Annotated in this window: 14 protein-coding genes; 2 read left to right on the top strand and 12 right to left on the bottom strand. The window is 42.1% G+C overall.

Translation table 11 applies throughout. The features are described 5' to 3' along the window. Window positions 1-13 precede the first annotated feature (13 nt). The 5 genes from C1A09_RS13930 to C1A09_RS13910 form a co-directional block, all read right to left on the bottom strand. Entirely contained in the window at window positions 14-685 is a 672-nt protein-coding gene (locus tag C1A09_RS13930; RefSeq protein WP_101545255.1) for a CDP-alcohol phosphatidyltransferase family protein, read from the bottom strand. Then, the gene (locus C1A09_RS13925; RefSeq protein WP_101545253.1) at window positions 675-1,202 is read right to left on the bottom strand and encodes a GtrA family protein; all 528 of its coding nucleotides are present in this window, start codon (window positions 1,200-1,202) and stop codon (window positions 675-677) included. Before C1A09_RS13925 ends, C1A09_RS13930 begins: the two co-directional genes overlap by 11 nt. Then, complete coding sequence (locus tag C1A09_RS13920) at window positions 1,187-1,660, bottom strand: phosphatidylglycerophosphatase A family protein (protein ID WP_101545251.1); 474 nt, start codon at window positions 1,658-1,660, stop codon at window positions 1,187-1,189. The genes C1A09_RS13925 and C1A09_RS13920 overlap by 16 nt, the downstream gene beginning before the upstream one ends. 131 nt (window positions 1,661-1,791) lie before the next feature. Continuing rightward, entirely contained in the window at window positions 1,792-3,081 is a 1,290-nt protein-coding gene (locus C1A09_RS13915; RefSeq protein ID WP_101545525.1) for an inositol-3-phosphate synthase, read from the bottom strand. A 107-nt stretch (window positions 3,082-3,188) separates the two neighbouring features. Next, window positions 3,189-5,726, bottom strand: coding sequence for a DUF5686 and carboxypeptidase-like regulatory domain-containing protein (locus C1A09_RS13910; protein WP_101545249.1), 2,538 nt, complete (start codon window positions 5,724-5,726; stop codon window positions 3,189-3,191). A gap of 224 nt (window positions 5,727-5,950) precedes the next feature. Between C1A09_RS13910 and aspT the strand changes: the two genes are divergently transcribed. Then, a complete protein-coding gene (gene aspT, locus C1A09_RS13905) occupies window positions 5,951-7,645 on the top strand; it encodes an aspartate-alanine antiporter (RefSeq protein WP_101545247.1) in 1,695 nt (564 codons plus the stop codon). Window positions 7,646-7,762: 117 nt separating this feature from the next. After that, a complete protein-coding gene (gene aspD, locus C1A09_RS13900; RefSeq protein WP_101545245.1) occupies window positions 7,763-9,373 on the top strand; it encodes an aspartate 4-decarboxylase in 1,611 nt (536 codons plus the stop codon). On the opposite strand, the gene C1A09_RS13895 is transcribed toward aspD, so the two are convergent. From C1A09_RS13895 to hisG, 7 genes are all read right to left on the bottom strand, one after another. Beyond that, complete coding sequence (locus C1A09_RS13895) at window positions 9,374-10,690, bottom strand: sensor histidine kinase (protein WP_101545244.1); 1,317 nt, start codon at window positions 10,688-10,690, stop codon at window positions 9,374-9,376. It abuts the gene before it with no gap. A gap of 4 nt (window positions 10,691-10,694) precedes the next feature. Continuing rightward, window positions 10,695-12,047, bottom strand: a complete 1,353-nt coding sequence (locus C1A09_RS13890) for a sigma-54-dependent transcriptional regulator (protein WP_101545242.1) — start codon at window positions 12,045-12,047, stop codon at window positions 10,695-10,697. A gap of 120 nt (window positions 12,048-12,167) precedes the next feature. Continuing rightward, window positions 12,168-13,655, bottom strand: coding sequence for a TolC family protein (locus C1A09_RS13885; protein WP_101545239.1), 1,488 nt, complete (start codon window positions 13,653-13,655; stop codon window positions 12,168-12,170). 128 nt (window positions 13,656-13,783) lie between these two features. Continuing rightward, complete coding sequence (gene hisB / locus C1A09_RS13880) at window positions 13,784-14,932, bottom strand: bifunctional histidinol-phosphatase/imidazoleglycerol-phosphate dehydratase HisB (protein WP_101545236.1); 1,149 nt, start codon at window positions 14,930-14,932, stop codon at window positions 13,784-13,786. Then, complete coding sequence (gene hisC / locus C1A09_RS13875; protein WP_101545522.1) at window positions 14,929-15,969, bottom strand: histidinol-phosphate transaminase; 1,041 nt, start codon at window positions 15,967-15,969, stop codon at window positions 14,929-14,931. Before hisC ends, hisB begins: the two co-directional genes overlap by 4 nt. 23 nt (window positions 15,970-15,992) lie before the next feature. Then, entirely contained in the window at window positions 15,993-17,285 is a 1,293-nt protein-coding gene (hisD, locus tag C1A09_RS13870) for a histidinol dehydrogenase (protein ID WP_101545518.1), read from the bottom strand. 60 nt (window positions 17,286-17,345) lie between these two features. Next, window positions 17,346-18,197 (bottom strand): ATP phosphoribosyltransferase, encoded by an 852-nt coding sequence (gene hisG, locus C1A09_RS13865; RefSeq protein ID WP_101545235.1) that lies wholly within the window; start codon window positions 18,195-18,197, stop codon window positions 17,346-17,348. Between the last annotated feature and the right edge of the window lie 226 nt (window positions 18,198-18,423).

Genomic DNA, 18,423 nt, shown 5'->3' with positions numbered 1-18,423 from the left:
TTTGATACACAGACTACTCTCCTTCCTCTTTACAGGAGCGAGAGATTAAAAGTTTACGACAATGCTCAATACGTGCAAATGCCGTCAAATTTGCCAATACAGCTATTACAGCTAGTGGTACAATCATTATCAACATAGGATCGAATGCCGTGCAATCTCCAAAAACGCCACAGAACACAGCACCAAGGCTAGTTAATACCACACGTTCCGGACGTTGCATAAAACCGACTTTACAGTCAAGTCCTAAACCTTCAGCACGGGCACGCACATAACTCACCATGATCGAACCTACCAGAGCGATAAATGCAAGGATAGACCCCCATAAATATCCTTGTAATATTAAATAATAAAATATACCGAACAAAGTAATCAATTCACTATAACGATCCAGTACAGAATCATACAGCGCACCAAATGTGGAAGACATATTACCAACACGTGCTACACGCCCATCCATCATGTCAAACAAACCTGCAAAAAGAACAATTCCTCCTCCCCAGCCTACATAGGCTAGTTCGCCCGGCTTGTACATACCTGCATATATAAACAAACATGCTGCCGCAATATTCAGCACCAATCCGGTAGTGGTAATGAGATTAGGTGTAATACCTATTCTAATCATACCGTGCACAACAGGATTTATAATTTTATAAATCAACTGTTGCAACCAATCTCTATAATTCATATTCGTCTTTTTTTGTCTCTAAATGATGTTGAAGAAATCTCCTAAAATTATGATTACGATAAACAAAAATCCGTTGCAAGTGGTAGTTCCAAAAGAACGCTACCAACAAAGCTACAATAATCTTGGACAGAATAAATACATCGCTGATATAATAACCCAGCAACCCATCCACCCATCTCATACCTGTCAGCCATTCGGTCAAAGCAAAGGTGCCCCATGTATTTAATATAATACTACCTCCCCAGACAAAAAGATACTTCACGGCAACATGTGTTTTCTTACAATCTTCCGCATGAAATACCCAACCATAATTAATGACACAGTTTACCATACCACCAACCACGGAACCTAAAAAAGTAGCATACAAATAAAAAAGGCCGGACATTTTTACCAACAGGATAGTTACAAGAAAATCGACCATACTTGCCACATACGCCGAAAGTTGAGCTTTTATAAAAACCCAAATCGCACGACGCCAACCGGCAAATACTGATGTTTTCTTTATGCCAACAACCATCTCGCTATGATTAAGACTACAAAACTATAAATTCCCGCCAGAATATCATCCATCATCACCCCTATTCCTCCCGGAAAACTTTCCATCCGGCGAATACCCAATGGTTTAAAAATGTCCAGAAACCGGAAAAGCATAAAAGCCCCCAGTACATACCAGACATTTCCGGCAGGTGCAGCAAGCAAAGAAATCCATACTCCTACCATCTCGTCAACTACTACACGCGAAGGGTCTTCTCCCCAATAGGATTCCAGACGATTGACAGCCCATACACCTGCCAATGTAAATAGTAAGATAAAAGCCACTGTCAGCCATATCAAGCAAATTTCCGAAACGACCAAAGATAAACCGAACCAGATGAGTGTAGCCAACAAAGCACCGGCTGTACCCGGAGCAAAAGGAGAAAAGCCCGAACCGAAGCCCGTAGCGATAAGAACAGGGAGAAAGGAGGGTTTCTTCATTAAAAAAGTGATAAGATGATTAAACGTGATAAAGTAGCCAGCGTAATAAGTAATAGAACAATAGGGTGATAGAGCTGTAAAGTATCTTACTACCCTATCACTCTATCACCCTATCACTTTATTCGTATTTTTTAATCCAGATAACTCGGTGCCTCTTCACCTATCATGTTACGGAGAGTTTGTTTTACCATTCTCCACTGTTGGAACAAGTCGTGTACCGGCTGATGTTCAAAATCATGCATCGGACTCTTACAGAAGAAAGACAACCAGGTTTGGATGCCGCACATACCTGCACGCATTGCAAGGTCACTGAAAATAACCAGGTCAAGTGCGATAGGAGCTGCCAAAATAGAGTCACGGCACAGGAAATTGACTTTGATTTCCATTGGATAACCCATCCAACCAAAGATATCAATATTATCCCAAGCTTCCTTGTTATCCTTACGAGGAGGATAATAGTTGATACGTACTTTGTGATATACATCACCATACAGATCAGGGAATTTTTCCGGTTCGAAGATATTATCGATCACAGACAATTTGCTGACTTCCTTAGTCTTGAAGTTTTCAGGTTGATCAAGAACTTCACCATCGCGATTACCTAAAATATTAGTAGAGAACCAACCGCTCACACCCAACATACGAGTTTTGAACATCGGGGCAAGCACTGTTTTCATCAAAGTCTGACCGCTCTTAAAGTCCTTACCGGAAATAGGCACATTCATTTTTTTGGAGAATTCCCACATAGCCGGAGTATCCACACACAAGTTAGGAGCACCCATGATGAAAGGAGCGCCTTCTGCGATTGCGGCGTATGCGTAACACATACTCGGAGAAATAACTTCCGTATTGTTCTCTTTCATTGCTTTTTCCAAAGCAGCGAGAGACTGGTGTTCTTCAGCCAATGGAACAAAAATTTCAGTACTTGCAGCCCACAATACAACGATACGGTCGCAATTATTAGCAGCTTTGAAATTGCGGATATCCTCACGCAATTGTTCCACCATATCCCAACGAGTAGAAGTTTGCTTGATGTGCGTACCATTCAGACGCTTTGCAAAATTATGGTCAAAAGCAGCAGGCATCGGTTTGATGGCTTGCAACTCTTCTCTCACTAAATTCAGGTCTTTTTCTTTCAGAACTTCAGCATACATTGCAGCTTCGTATGCATCATCCTCAAAAATATCCCAACCACCAAAAACTATATCATTCAAATCAGCCAAAGGCACTACATCCTTGATAAGCTTTTCTTTACCATCCTGCATGCGCATAGTAGCCATTTGTGTGATTGAACCTATAGCTTTTGCCAAACCCTTACGAGCAGCTAATGTACCTGTAATCATAGTGGTTGCAACCGCACCACCTACTCCGACTACCAATACGCCTAAACGCCCGGTTGCCGGCTTAATGTTTTCTTTCATTGCCATTGTTATATTTAGAGTTTAAAAAATTGCTCAAATTTAGGGTATTTTACCCAATTGGGATTAGTCTTTTTATCCGATTTAATGTTCTATTAGTAAGATTTAAGTTAAAATGTCATGTGCAAGCTAATTCTAAGCCCGGATTTATCAATATTTGGTAAATTTCGGTAAGTCAAACGCCATACATAATCGACACGAAGCACCTTAAAAATGTTTTCGATTCCAACCCCAGCCTCCACATATGGAGTATGTCCCATCGTAGTACTTCCTGCCGGAAAACGGAACAATCCTTCACTCAACGCCGGATTATTTTGGTTACTCAAATTCCCATAAAGTCCACGACACGAAAGGACTTCACGCCATTTCATTTTTTTCAACAATGGAATACGGTTAAAAACGAAACCGTTCAAGAAGTAAGTGACATCCCAGGAAGCATATTCATCATTCATAAATTCCATTGCATTCATTAAAGAATATGATTCAGGCTGGATGGTATAAGACAAGTTGGCATTCGGAATGATAAGTAACGGAAAAGGTACCTTATTCCAAACTTTTCCTGCTTTCAATATCACATCCGTATACCCGAAAGCAGAGAACCAGAAACGTTTCTGAAAACCTGCTTCGGTATAATGATAGGTGTAATCTCCCCCTAAAACTCCCTTGGCTGCCATGGTATGTGTCAACGTAAATACCGGTGCATCCAGTGATACGGGAAAACGGTTCCATTGGGTCTGGAAGAACTTCTCATTCGGAGCATAACGCAATTTCAACTCCACTTCACTGGTAGAAATACTTTTTACAAATGTTTCATCCGCATCTTGTTTGATAAAAGGTATCAGGCGAGAAGACTCATCTTTCCGCAAACGGGTAGTGAATTGCAGGGAAAAACCGGAATAAAATTCGTTTGTATAAGTGAGTTCCGCTTTTCGCTGATAGCCGATACGGTCATCCTTCTGTCGCTTCAAAGCCAAAAAGACGTTATCTTGACTGGTATATAGATAGTGCTGCCCGTATTGATTTACATCAGACAAATATCGCAGCCTTAAAGAATGAATGGGGAACTCATTGGCATACTCCTTCTTTTTATAGAACGAATATTCCAATTCTGCCAGCCCCTTCATCCGATGGTCACGAAAACCGTAAGCCATATATCCCCTTCCAAACAAATGAGGATTGAGCCAAGCAGTCGTCATTCCTCCCGCACGTAGGCGCACCCCTTCAAGGGTATTTCCACTGATGGTGGTGTTCATCATTCCTATATAGAATAAAGGAGCTTTCTCTTTGGGAACCGGAATATAGCCCGTAAACAGAACCTTCAGTACCTTTTCCGACCAATAATATACCGGATAACTGCGTAACTGAGCCATCATTTTATCCACAGATGTTTCCTTTTTACTAACCACCACATGCCTGTTGGCATCCCAATACGCTTCAGAATAAGTGGAAGCTTCCTTCGCCTCAATCACTTTTTCCGGTTTCTTAAAAGCCTGTTGAGCTTCACTGGTAGGTTCATACGTATAATTCCGATAGAAAACATCCCTCTTGGCATAAATACCGTCACTATTATCTACCAACTTAAATTCGGTAGTAATACTTTCGTTGACAAGCTGCCGCGTACCATCTTCCGCACGATCGAAGTTCTGTTCAATCTTCATATAATCTACAAAATTCAGATTGATTTTTTGGGGAAAGTTCATCACGACACGACGTACAAAATACGTACTATCCAACATGACATACAGATGCCCCGTAAAACCAAATGACTCGGAATTGAAAGGAACAAAGGTCAAATCGACACAAGGTTTACCCGCAACCGCCAAGGTATCCATCAGATAATATTTGTAGAACGAAGGTCCCAGGGAGGAAAGCGGACTGACAAACTTATTGGTAAACAGAGTAATGTTATTCTCATAGATATCCACATCGGTCATAGTGACGCTGATAGCTTGTTCCATCCCCTGTTGTGACAACATCTCATCCACACCTGCCTGACGTCGTGCCTTTACCCATTGTTTTTCGCTATGGGGAGATTTACGATAAAAATCGGTTGCCAATAATTCACGGTTTGACACAGCCAACACAGGCTTATCGGTAACGGCGGAAGTATCCACATAATTGGCCAGAAACTTGAATTTGCGGTACAACCACTTTTGTTGCTTCACACTATCAAAATTATTAATGGCAAATGTCATTTTCTCGTAGCGGTCACGTTGCCAGAAGTCGCGTTCATCCGGTGCATAGTCATCCCGGCGTTCAATCATTTCACGAACAAATTCAACTGCCGGATTGTCTTTTTTCTTATATCGCTCCCGTTTGGGTTTTACTATAATTTCATTCAACGCGTATGTAGCAGGAGAAAGCACTACCTTGAAATGTTCTCCGCGTGCAGGATGGATCAGATGATTATATTCATTGTAACCTACGGCAGAGACTACCAACATAGCTTCCGGACGATAGGTTTTAAAAGAAAAATATCCCCGGTCATTGGTCATCCCCCCTTCAGTAGTACTTTTTAGATAGACGGATGTATAAGGCAAGGGCTCATTCGTCAACGAATCGGTGACAACTCCTTGTACCAGATATTGCGCACGTAACGGCATAACAATAACTATCATGAACAGAAAAGCCCTAATATACAACCTCATACCTATCTACATCTATATTAAATGATGATTCAAGAGTCTAATACTCCTAAATTCCCATTTATCAATTTAGTTTGCAAAGGTACGGAAGAAAACTTTTCCTAAAAGTTCAGTTTTACTGAATAAATGTTCTAAAAAACCACTTTTAATTCAAACACTTCCCGTTAAAAGCCGTTGTATAGCGAAAACGACGTAAAGAGACATCAGAACAACCTAAAAACTTAATTATGGAATGGATTTTTAATCAATTGAGGGAACGTCCCGAACTAGCCATCTTCCTCACGATTTTCCTGGGATTTTGGCTTGGGAAACTACGCATCGGTAAGTTTACATTAGGAACTGTTACTAGCGTATTGCTTGTTGGAGTTCTTGTGGGGCAATTGAATATTGCCGTACCCGGTCCTATCAAAGCGGTATTCTTCTTACTTTTCTTATTTGCGGTGGGATATAAAGTAGGCCCTCAATTTTTCCGTGGGTTGAAAAAAGATGGATTACCACAGGTAGGTTTTGCTGTACTGATGTGTGTATCCATTTTACTAGTAACCTGGTTACTCGCCTTGATGATGGGATATAATATGGGAGAAGCCGCGGGGTTACTTGCCGGTTCCCAAACAATTTCTGCCGTAATAGGAGTTGCCGAAGATACAATGGCAGGTATGGGACTGGACGAGGCACAACGACAAAGTTATGCTAACATCATCCCGGTATCATACGCCGTGACCTATATATTCGGAACTGCCGGTTCGGCATGGGTATTATCGTCCATCGGCCCCAAAATGCTGGGCGGACTGGAAAAGGTGAAAGCTGCCTGCAAAGAGCTGGAAGCCAAAATGGGCAATTCACAAACAGATGAACCGGGTTTTATGCCTGCTGCACGTCCTGTAACTTTCCGAGCTTACCGGATAGATAACGAATGGTTCAAGAAAGGAAAAAGAGTAATTGACTTGGAAGTCCATTTCCAACAACAAGATAAACGGTTATTCGTGGAACGATTACGTAAATCGGGAGTCATCGAAGAAGTAAGTCCGAATGTAGTCCTTGAAATAGGTGATGAAGTGGTATTGAGCGGTCGGCGCGAATATGTTATCGGAGAAGAAGACTGGATAGGTCCCGAAATTCTAGACGCACAATTGCTTGATTTCCCGGCAGAAGTTCTACCGGTTATGATAACCCGAAAAACATTTGCGGGAAAAACAATATCCGTTGTCCGCAGAGAAAAGTTCATGTATGGTGTAAGTATTCGTAGCATCAAAAGAACGGGAATAGAAATTCCCGTCTTGGCACAGACTGTATTGGACGCAGGTGATGTCATAGAACTGGTAGGGACCAAACAAGAAGTGGAAAAGGCAGCCAAGTCTCTGGGCTACATAGACCGTCCTACCCACCAGACAGATATGATATTCGTTGGTCTCGGTATTCTTATCGGTGGATTGTTTGGAGCATTATCCATCCATATCGGAGGAGTCCCCATCAGTCTGAGTACCAGTGGCGGGGCACTGATTGCCGGTTTGTTCTTCGGCTGGTTACGGAGCAAGCATCCTACATTCGGACGTATCCCTGAACCTTCATTATGGGTTCTGAATAATGTCGGGTTGAATATGTTTATTGCTGTAGTAGGTATTGCGGCAGGTCCCAGTTTTGTGCAAGGTTTCCGTGACGTAGGTGTCAGCCTGTTCCTGGCAGGCGCGGCAGCTACCACCCTACCGCTGATTATCGGACTTCTGCTGGCAAGATACCTCTTTAAGTTCCATCCTGCCATTGCTTTGGGATGTTGTGCCGGTGCACGTACTACCACAGCCGCCTTAGGAGCCATCCAAGATACAGTAGAAAGTGAAACTCCGGCTCTGGGCTACACCGTGACATATGCCGTAGGTAACACCTTACTTATAATATGGGGAGTAGTCATCGTTTTACTGATTTAAAAGCCAAACTTAGAAGAAACTAACCATGAATATATTAAGAAATAAATATTGAGTTACTAAGAATTAGTTTATAGAGAACCAAGAAATAAATAGATAAGAACTTAAAAACAGATTGATATGGATACCAAGCTATTAGAAAAGAAAATGGAAAATATCAGCCCCTTTGAGCTGAAAAACCGCCTTATAGACATGGCAGACGAAAGTCTGAAAAAGAGTGCCCGAACCATGCTGAATGCCGGACGTGGTAATCCGAACTGGATTGCTACCGTTCCACGCGAAGCATTCTTTCTCTTGGGACAATTCGGATTGGGAGAATGCCGCCGGGTGATGTACATGCCGGAAGGTATTGCCGGAATTCCCGAAAAGCAAGGTATTGCTTCCCGTTTCGAGTTATTCCTCAAGAGTAATACCTATAAACCAGGAGCTTCCCTGCTGGAACAAACCTATAATTACATGCTAATGGAACATGCCGTAGACCCTGACAGTCTTGTTCACGAGTGGGCGGAAAGTGTTATCGGTGACCAGTATCCCGTACCGGACCGTATCCTGAGCTTCACCGAAATCCTCGTACGCGACTACTTAAATCAGGAGCTATGTGACAACCGTCCGCCACGTGGGACTTTCGATTTATTTGCCACAGAAGGCGGAACAGCCGCCATGTGCTATATATTCGATTCATTACAAGAAAACTTTTTGCTAAATAAGGGAGATGGAATTGTTCTCATGGTTCCTACCTTTACTCCTTATATCGAAATTCCGCAGTTGAACCGTTATCAATTCAAGATGACGGAACTACACGCCAACCGTATGACAAAGGATGGACTACACTTGTGGCAATACAGTGATGAAGATATAGACCGCCTGAAAAATCCGGCAATCAAAGCTCTTTTCGTAACTAATCCGAGCAACCCACCCAGCTATGCCCTTAGCCCAGAGACCATGGCACGTATCGTGAACATTGTACGTGAAGACAACCCTAATCTAATGATTATTACGGACGATGTTTATGGTACCTTTAGTCCACATTTCCGTTCATTTATGGCAGAAATCCCTTATAACACACTATGTGTCTACTCATTTTCTAAATATTTCGGAGCTACCGGATGGCGTGATGCCGTGATAGCTTTACACGAGTTCAATCTGTTCGACAAGCTGATATCCAAATTACCAAAAGAAAAACGGGAAATTTTGAACCGTCGTTATTCCACTCTCACGTTACATCCTGAGAAATTAAAGTTCATTGATCGCATGGTAGCAGACAGTCGACAGGTAGCATTGAACCATACCGCCGGTCTTTCATTGCCGCAACAGATGCAGATGAGCCTGTTCGCAGCTTTTGCCTTGCTCGACAAAGAGAATAAATATAAGCAGAAAATGCAGGAAATCATTCTTCGTCGTCTACATGCTCTATGGGACAATACCGGTTTCACCCTAGCAGAAGATCCACTGCGTGTAGGTTATTATACTGAAATCGATATGTTGGTTTGGGCAAAGAAATTCCATGGTGACAAATTTGTGGAGTACTTGAAGAAAACTTACAGCCCCCTAAATGTCGTCTTCCGCCTTGCCAAAGAAACCTCCCTCGTATTGCTGAATGGTGGCGGTTTCGATGGGCCGGAATGGAGTATACGTGCCTCGCTTGCCAATCTGAACGAAAAAGACTATGTCATCATCGGCCAGGGCATCAAAAGAATATTGGATGAGTATGCAAAGGAGTGGAAAAAATAATCAGTCATTAAACAATATACGGAAACGAGTCAGCCCATCATTGTAAGTACGCAGGGAGAAGGCACAACCATGACGACTCAGCACTTCCCTAATAAACACCAGGCCAATTCCCTGCCCGTTCGGCTTGGTGGAAAAGAAGGGGCTGAAGAGTTTAGCTTCGGCCTCTTTACTAATTCCAGGACCATTGTCAACGACTTCTATGGAAGCGGGAGCAATGGTCCTTACTATGATTTCGCCATGTTCTATTGACTTTTCAGTTACCCCCTCAATACTCTCGGCTGCATTCTTGATGATATTCACCAAAACCTGCTCAAAAAGGGAAGCATCCAGACGCACCTTACCGATTTCAGGATCACATTCTAAACGTAAATTAATGTTACGATCGTTACACATACCTTCCATGAAACGTTTACACATAGCCGCCAACTCATTCAGCTGGACAGGAGCTACGGTCGGTTCGGGTATCTTCACCACATCGGCAAAACGGGTGATGAACCGGCTCATGGAAAAACAACGTTCCGTACATACACGCATCACATCACAAATATCTTCCATCCCTTCTTCGGTAGAAAGCGCTTGCTCCACCGTATCTAGTGTGGAAGTTATGCCTGCCGTCGTATTATTCACTTCGTGGGCAATCATACGGATCACCTTTTCATAAGCACGTTTTTCTGCGCGCATCACTTCTTCCGTCATGCGTTCAATCAAATAGAAAGGATGCTTGAAACCTCTGTCTATAAAAGAAGAATGAGTACATTTATAGATATTAGCGTCATTCAGGCGAATGACCGCCGTGGTATCTTTGGGAATATCAGATAACTCGACCGCTAACGGAGAATCCACTAGTTCCAGTTGCTTATCCATCGCTTCTTCCAAGCGGACACCCAGCATCTTCAATGCCATGGGGTTCAATTGGGAAATGTCACCGTCTAATGTAGTGATGATAACTCCCATCGGAGAAGCCTGTATTAATAAATCCAGGAAATGGTTCTGTTCGCGCATTCTCAGCCGTTCATTCTTCAATTGCTCCATCATCCGGTTGAAGATATTCACAATACGATCGGCTTCATACTGCCCCACCAGGCTAAGACGGCTGCTGAAATCCTGTTCACGCAGTAATTCCATACCGTTACCGATGGTATTCATGGGCTTTACAATCTTACGGTAGAACACAAGAAGATAAATCAAAATGAATGCAATGAGTCCTTCTACTATATACAGGTGAGTGACTTGCATCCCTCCCGCCAGATATAGCAACGCTCCACCCAAACCGAGTAGAAAGAGGACGAGAATAAAGAAGAAGAATTTAATGCGCATGTAATTAAGCGATTATATTGTATTTCTCCAAACGGCGATAGAGTGCGGCACGGCTGATGCCCAATGATAAAGCTACCTGACTGAGGTTACCCTTATGTTGTTCCAACGCTTGCAGAATAGTTTGCCGCTCTATTTCATCAAGTGTCATTCCGGCAAATGAAGTTCCTTCAGCCGCTTTAGCTGGCTCGTCATGGCGTAAATACTGCGCGTCAAAATCAGAAGCATCCAACACAGATTTGCCGCTAACCAGAATTGTACGTTCCACTAGATTTTTCAGTTCACGGATATTGCCCGGAAAAGGCAGACGTGAAAGGAAGTTCAATGCATCCGCTGAGAAATCGGTACGGGGCAGTCCGTTGATTTCAGCCTGACGGTCGGCAAAGTGACGCGCCAACAAAGGAATATCTTCACGACGTTCGCGCAAGGATGGAAGCTTTACAGTAATCAGATTGATACGATAGAAAAGGTCTTCACGGAAAGTCCGTTCGGAAACCATCTTACGCAAGTCGGCATTAGTAGCTGAAACTACACGGACATCCACTTTACGAGGACGGCTGTCGCCCAGCACCTCGAATGTCTGATCCTGAAGCACACGCAGCAGTTTTACCTGGCAAGAGAGATCAAGATCACCTATTTCGTCCAGGAAGATAGTGCCTTTGTTTGCCATCTCAAACCGCCCGATACGGTCAGCACTGGCATCAGTGAACGCACCTTTCTTATGACCGAACATTTCACTCTCAAACAAACTCTGGGAGATACCACCAAGATTAACTTTCACAAAAGGTTGTTTCGTTCGCTGACTATTGATGTGGATGGCTTCGGCAATCAATTCCTTACCCGTACCACTCTCTCCTGTAATCAATACGGAAGCATTGGTGCGAGCTATGCGTGCCACGGTATTCAAAACTTCCATCAATCCCTGAGATTTACCAACGATATGACTGCGGTTCAGAACGTTACTTTGCTCTTCCAGCACTTCTTTCGGAGCAGCGGTCAGTTCCAAAGCAGTTTCAATCCTTTGCAATAAAGCAGCATTGTTCCACGGTTTGGTGATAAAGTCGAAAGCACCCGCCTGCATACCTTGTACGGCAAGCTGAATACTTCCCCAAGCAGTCATCAGAATAACAGGAACTTCTGGACGGAATACTTTTACTTGTTTCAACAGCGTAAGTCCTTCCTCTCCTGTAGTGGAAAGGGTAAAGTTCATATCCATCAATATCAACGCAGGAGCCTCAGCACGGACTATATCAATAGCTTCACGAGGACCAGAAACTACTTTCACATTATAACCGGCACGCTTCAACATAAAACTAAGTGAAGAGCGTACGGCACTATCATCATCTACTATCAGTATCATAAATATTTGTAGTTTGTATTGGACAAAAGTAACGATTTCACAATAGAATACGCAGATTTATACGGATTTTTATCATTTTTCCTTATAATCGGTATAAATTCACGTAATCTGTTGTGACGATTATCCTTTAATGATATCTTCAAAATCCGCCTCCAACTCTGTATTCCGCTCAAAATCCCAAAGCGTCAGACTACGGAGCTGGTAAAAATAGTACCAATAATAATAAAGTTCCGAGATATGCTTCTGGCGTGCTTCATCTTTTGAATTTTGGGCATCATTCAGATCAAGCGTACTGATCTTACCAATCATAAATGTCTCTACACTTGTCTTGTAACGTTTTTCAGCGATGATGTCCGCTTCTGCCGCTATTCCCAATTGTTGTGCCTGATTATTGAAATTGGCCACCAACAAGAATATATCCTGATTAAAATCCATTTGTTCCTGACGGAGCTTAGATAAAACGACTTCACGGTTACTCTTGGCTACCCGAACCTTTCCGCGACGTTTTCCCCAGTCAAGGATAGGAATTTTCACACCTACTTTCACTATCTGGTTATCCAGCAGATCCTGATAAGCAGAAGAGAGTTCTTGGTTTTGCCCCGTGTAACCGACACTGGCGAAAAGGTCGATACTCCGTAGGTTTCCACGGGCAGTAGCCACTTCGTAATCGGCTTCCAACTGACGGCGACGGATGTTTTGGGCAAATGAATTACGTTCCAACGCTTTATTCAACACATAATCATACGCCATTTTTATGTTAGGAACAGAAGCTGGCAATACAGGATTTAGTCCTTCCTGTTCGGATACCCCAAGGAAAGAACGGAGCTGAAACATTTTTGCATTCAGGTTACTTTCTGCTTCCGTCACATCCGCTTTTCCTTGCAATGCATTCAACTTGAGTTGCAACAAATCATTCTCAGAAATCTGTCCCATCTTGCGTTTAGCAATCGCTACTTCATAAAGACGGTCTGAATTTTCTTTGTTTTGCTGTGCTGTGGCCAATGCTTCTTTAGCCAACAATAGCTGAAAGAAGTAAGTGATGGTCTTCATTGTCACTTCTTCCGTAGCAGAGATAAATGCAGCTTTTGCCTCGGCGTAGCGGACAGGTTCAATACGACGGTTCCACTTCAAATTGTTCACACCAAAAATGGGTTGTGTCAACTCAAGGCTAATAGGGACGGACATAAATTGTTTATCTCCGTTAGAGCCCAACTGTTTGAGATAATCAAGTGAAGAGGCCAAAGACAGTTTACCTCCTGTGAACCAAATATTTTGGTCTATAGACAATGTACCAGATAGTCCCAGTGTATTATTACGGACAAAACTATAAGAACCATCCGAATTCTGATAAGCACTGTAGGATTTATTATAATTAGGTAATGTACCCGTAAAATTCACTTCGGGTAATAAATCCGCACGAAATGTACGATATTCCCAATAAGCGGTCTTCAATTCATTTAAAGCGACAGCAGCATCTACAGACTGAGTACGCGCCAATGCAATGGCTTCTGCCAAAGTAATGTCGCGTTCATGCACCATCGAATCGTTTTGCGCAAAAAGCACCGACGGTATAAAAAAATAAACTGCAAGTAAAAAAAAGTTTTTCATGTTTGAGCATAATAATAATCGCGAAAAGAAAAGCAAAGAGTGTGCCAAATGACCGGAAAAGGCCAAAACAGGGGGAGTGTCCGATATCGGACACTCCCCCTGTTCATTTACGGACGATAAACGAGTATTTACAATACTCCTTTGGAACTTGGCAATTCATAATGATAGATATCTCGCTTTACTGCCATTTTCAATGCCCTTGCCAAAGCTTTGAAAATACCTTCTATCTTATGATGTTCATTTTGTCCTTCTGCTTTGATATTAAGATTCATCCTAGCGGTATCACTCAGTGATTTGAAAAAATGCAGGAACATTTCTGTGGGCATCTCTCCTATTCTCTCACGCTTAAACTCCGCATTCCATACCAGCCACGGACGCCCACCAAAATCAAGACATACCTGGCAAAGACAATCATCCATTGGTAATGCATATCCATAGCGTTCAATTCCCCGCTTGTTTCCCAACGCCTGATAAAGACATTCACCGAGAGCAAGTGCAGTATCTTCTATAGTATGATGCTCGTCTACTTCCAAATCACCTTTCACATGAATAGTCAAGTCTAGTCCACCATGCTTACCGATCTGTTCCAACATGTGGTCGAAAAAACCTAAACCTGTATATATGTCGCAATGACCGTTTCCATCCAGATTGAGAGCTATATAAATATCTGTCTCTTTTGTTGTGCGGCGTACTTCCGCTTTTCGTTCACCGGCAAAAAGGAATTCAGCCACTTTATCCCAATCTTTTGTTGCGAGTACACACACCTCTCCAAAATCTTCAGAGTTCGTCCCGCCACCTTCTAACCCGGATTTCAGTATATTCATATTTTCTTGAAGAAGAATAGCCTTACATCCTAAGTTCTTAGCCAGTTCTACATCCGTAAGACGATCACCAATTACAAAACTGTTTGTCAAATCATAATCCGGGTTATTCAAATATTTAACAAGCATGCCGGTACGAGGTTTACGTGTCGGTGCAAAATCTTCAGGCATACTACGATCAATACATACCTCATCAAAAGTGATACCTTCACCTGCCAATGTCTTCATCATCAAGTTGTGAGCTGGCCAAAAAGTCTCTTCCGGAAAAGAAACCGTACCCAAACCATCTTGATTGGTAACCATTACAAACTCAAAATCCAATTTGCTACGGATAAAACCAAGATTGCGCATCACCTTCGGATAAAATTCCAACTTTTCGAGCGAATCAAGCTGATAATCTATAGGAGGTTCGACAACCAGTGTACCATCGCGGTCTATAAAAAGTACTTTCTTCATATATTATACTTTTTCAATGCTTCGATCAGTTTTTCATTCTCAACATGAGTACCTACAGTTACACGCAAACAGTTTCCACAAAGTGAAATAGAATTACGGTTACGAACAATAATACCCTCGCCTACCAGATAGTTGTAAATCGTCACGGCATCTGTCACACGAGCCAAGAAGAAATTTGCATCTGACGGAAATACTTCAACAGTACAAGGCAATCCTGTAAATTCCGCCTCCAAATGTTCACGTTCTTCTTTCAACATCTTCACCCATCGCTCTATTTCATAATAGCGGTGCAACATTTCAATAGCTTGTTTCTGTGTTAACTGGTTTACATTATAAGGATACTTTATCTTACTAAAAATAGTGATAATATCTTGTGAGGCAAATGCCATACCTAAACGGATAGCAGCACATCCCCACGCTTTAGAGAAAGTCTGGAGAATGATGAGATTAGGATACTTATCCAGTTCTTCAAGGAAAGAAGGGGCTTCCGAAAAGTCGTTGTATGCTTCGTCCAATATTACCAATCCGTCAAACCTCCAAAGTAGTTTCTCTATTTCACTACGAAGCAAGTCATTACCTGTGGGATTATTGGGAGAACAAAGAAAAATAAGTTTCGTATACTCATCTGTAGCCGCCAACAAATTATCTGCCGAAAACTGGAAGTTATCATCCAACAATACCTTGCGATATTCCACATCATTCACGTCCGCACATACCTGATACATACCGTATGTAGGGTCTATGGCAACCACATTATCAATACGCGGTTCGCAGAAAGCACGAAATACAAGGTCAATCGCTTCATCACTGCCGTTTCCCAAAAAGATATGCTCAGGACTTACTTTTTTAATTTTTGCCAACTCTTTTTTCAGTTCCCACTGCATGGGATCAGGATATCGGTTATGTGGTAAATTATAAGGATTTTCATTGGCATCAAGAAACACGGATGCAGTTACACCTTTATATTCATCTCGTGCCGAAGAATAAGGTTTTAAACGCCAGATATTGGGGCGGGTCAATTGTTCTAATGTCTTCATCATGATATTTACGATATCAAATATTAATTTTTAAGTTTCAACTCTTCAAGCCTTACGGTTACTGCATTCTTATGTGCATCCAGATGCTCATTGGCAGCCATTTCTTCAATGGCAGCTCCTATAATACGTATTCCCTCAGGCTTGATTTCCTGAAATGTGATTTTACGTATAAAGCTATCAAGACTGACACCGCTATATGCCTTGGCATACCCATTGGTGGGCAGGGTATGATTGGTACCCGACGCATAGTCTCCCGCACTCTCAGGAGTCAAAGAACCCAAAAATACCGAACCGGCATTCACTATACGTTCTGCCACAGACATATAATTACCAGTTTCAATAATCAAATGTTCAGGAGCATAGATATTTGTCAATTCGATAGCCTCATCCATATCACGAACCACGATAAGTTTACTATTAGCAAGTGATTTTTCTGCTATTTCCTTGCGGGGCAACAAAGTAAGTTGGCGCTCTACTTCGTCTTTCACTGCTTGTTGCAGCTTTACAGAAGTAGTAATCAGCATTGCCTGACTATCCACGCCATGTTCAGCTTGGCTTAACAAATCAGCGGCAACAAATACAGGATTAGCTGTTTCATCCGCTAATACTTCTACCTCGGACGGACCGGCAGGCATATCTATTGCTACATCACGCAAACTTACTAACTGTTTGGCAGCTGTGACATACTGGTTACCTGGTCCGAATATTTTATAGACCTTAGGCACGCTTTTAGTACCATATGCCATAGCTGCAATGGCCTGCACGCCACCAGCTTTGAATATCCGGTGTACACCCGCTACTTTTGCGGCAAACAATACAGCAGGATGTACCTTTCCATCTTTTCCCGGAGGAGTACAGAGAACTATCTCTTTGCATCCTGCAATCTTGGCCGGAACGGCAAGCATCAATACAGTGGAAAATAAAGGTGCTGTACCTCCGGGTATGTACAATCCTACTTTCTCGATAGCTACAGCTTTTTGCCAACAGGTTATTCCCGGTTGGGTTTCTATCTTCTTACCTTCAAAGCGCTGTGCAGCGTGAAATATCTCTATATTTTGTTTGGCCAGACGAATGGCGGCTTTCAATTCTTCACCCACCAAAACTTCTGCTTCTTGTTGTTCTTCATCTGTAACAATCAGGGAAGACAACTTCACTTTATCAAACTTCTCTTCAAAGTTCAACACAGCACGATCACCCTCAGACTTTACGCAGTCAATAATATTCCGTACCGTATCGAACAGATTTTCAGTATTCATCACCGGACGTTCCAGTAACTCGGTCCACTGTGATTTATCAGGATTGGTTATTAAAATCATATCTATCAGTTTTAACATTATATAAATGAGAATTTAGGGACGCAACACCTGGCAAAGTTCCTAAATTATCATTTTTTCAATCGGCAATACCAAAATCCCTTCTGCCCCCAACGCTTTCAGCTTACCGATAATCTCCCAAAAACATTTTTCATCGAGCACTGTATGTACAGAGCACCAACCTTCCTGAGCCAATGGCATCACTGTCGGGCTTTTCATACCTGGAAGTACAGACACAATTTTATCCAACTTATCTTTTGGTGCATTCATCAACACATATTTTTTATCTTCAGCTGTTTTCACTGCATCCATACGGAAAAGCAATTCTTTCAAAATCTCTTGCTTATCTTCACTCATGTTCTTATTACCAATGAGCAACGCTTCAGACTTCATCACGACTTCCACTTCCTTCAGACGATTACTTACTAAAGTAGAACCGGAACTTACTATATCAAAAATAGCATCGGCCAAACCGATACCCGGAGAAACCTCTACAGAACCTGTAATCACATGTATCTCAGCTTTTACCCCTTGCTCTTTCAGATAGCTGGAAAGTATACCGGGATAGGATGTTGCTATTTTTTTCCCATCAAACCATTTTATGCCGGGATATTCAATATCCTTGGGCATAGCCAATGAGAGACGACATTTACTAAAACCCAGACGCTTGATAATTTCAGCATCTTCATTTCTCTCCATAAACTCATTTTCACCGACTATACCAATGTCCGCAACCCCTGTCGCCACTGTTTGTGGAATGTCATCATCCCGAAGGAACAACACTTCGATAGGAAAATTAGAAGACTGTACCAGCAACGTACGTTTAGTTGCACTCAATTTTATATCCGATTCTTCCAGGAAAGACATCGTCTCCTCATAAAGACGACCTTTAGCTTGCACGGCAATTCTTAACATAACTATTTATTTATAATTTAATTATTTACTAAATATAGTATTCAAATTATTTTCCTAAATACTTGAAAATAAAAAACGAGACTTACCAATATCCGGTAAGCCTCGTTATCTATGTTCTACGTTATACACATACACTCATACGCCCACCGAATTATTCGTCAGGATGATGATGGTGATGATGTGCAACGATATTCTTCATGTTTTTTATTTCAATGCGACAAAAGTA

Source organism: Bacteroides cutis (genome assembly GCF_900241005.1).
GTDB lineage: Bacteria > Bacteroidota > Bacteroidia > Bacteroidales > Bacteroidaceae > Bacteroides > Bacteroides cutis.
Note: the sequence above shows the minus strand (reverse complement) of the source record. Positions and strands in the feature narration are given on the sequence as shown.

Bases quoted from the DNA above. Each gene is read 5' to 3' on its own strand.
- hisB (WP_101545236.1), bottom strand. From the start codon at position 14,932: ATGAAGAAAGTACTTTTTATAGACCGCGATGGTACACTGGTTGTCGAA.
- C1A09_RS13915 (WP_101545525.1), bottom strand. From the start codon at position 3,081: ATGAAAGAAAACATTAAGCCGGCAACCGGGCGTTTAGGCGTATTGGTA.
- C1A09_RS13885 (WP_101545239.1), bottom strand. From the start codon at position 13,655: ATGAAAAACTTTTTTTTACTTGCAGTTTATTTTTTTATACCGTCGGTG.
- aspD (WP_101545245.1), top strand. From the start codon at position 7,763: ATGGATACCAAGCTATTAGAAAAGAAAATGGAAAATATCAGCCCCTTT.
- C1A09_RS13890 (WP_101545242.1), bottom strand. From the start codon at position 12,047: ATGATACTGATAGTAGATGATGATAGTGCCGTACGCTCTTCACTTAGT.
- hisC (WP_101545522.1), bottom strand. From the start codon at position 15,969: ATGAAGACATTAGAACAATTGACCCGCCCCAATATCTGGCGTTTAAAA.
- aspT (WP_101545247.1), top strand. From the start codon at position 5,951: ATGGAATGGATTTTTAATCAATTGAGGGAACGTCCCGAACTAGCCATC.
- C1A09_RS13930 (WP_101545255.1), bottom strand. From the start codon at position 685: ATGAATTATAGAGATTGGTTGCAACAGTTGATTTATAAAATTATAAAT.
- C1A09_RS13920 (WP_101545251.1), bottom strand. From the start codon at position 1,660: ATGAAGAAACCCTCCTTTCTCCCTGTTCTTATCGCTACGGGCTTCGGT.
- C1A09_RS13895 (WP_101545244.1), bottom strand. From the start codon at position 10,690: ATGCGCATTAAATTCTTCTTCTTTATTCTCGTCCTCTTTCTACTCGGT.
- hisG (WP_101545235.1), bottom strand. From the start codon at position 18,197: ATGTTAAGAATTGCCGTGCAAGCTAAAGGTCGTCTTTATGAGGAGACG.
- hisD (WP_101545518.1), bottom strand. From the start codon at position 17,285: ATGATTTTAATAACCAATCCTGATAAATCACAGTGGACCGAGTTACTG.
- C1A09_RS13910 (WP_101545249.1), bottom strand. From the start codon at position 5,726: ATGAGGTTGTATATTAGGGCTTTTCTGTTCATGATAGTTATTGTTATG.
- C1A09_RS13925 (WP_101545253.1), bottom strand. From the start codon at position 1,202: ATGGTTGTTGGCATAAAGAAAACATCAGTATTTGCCGGTTGGCGTCGT.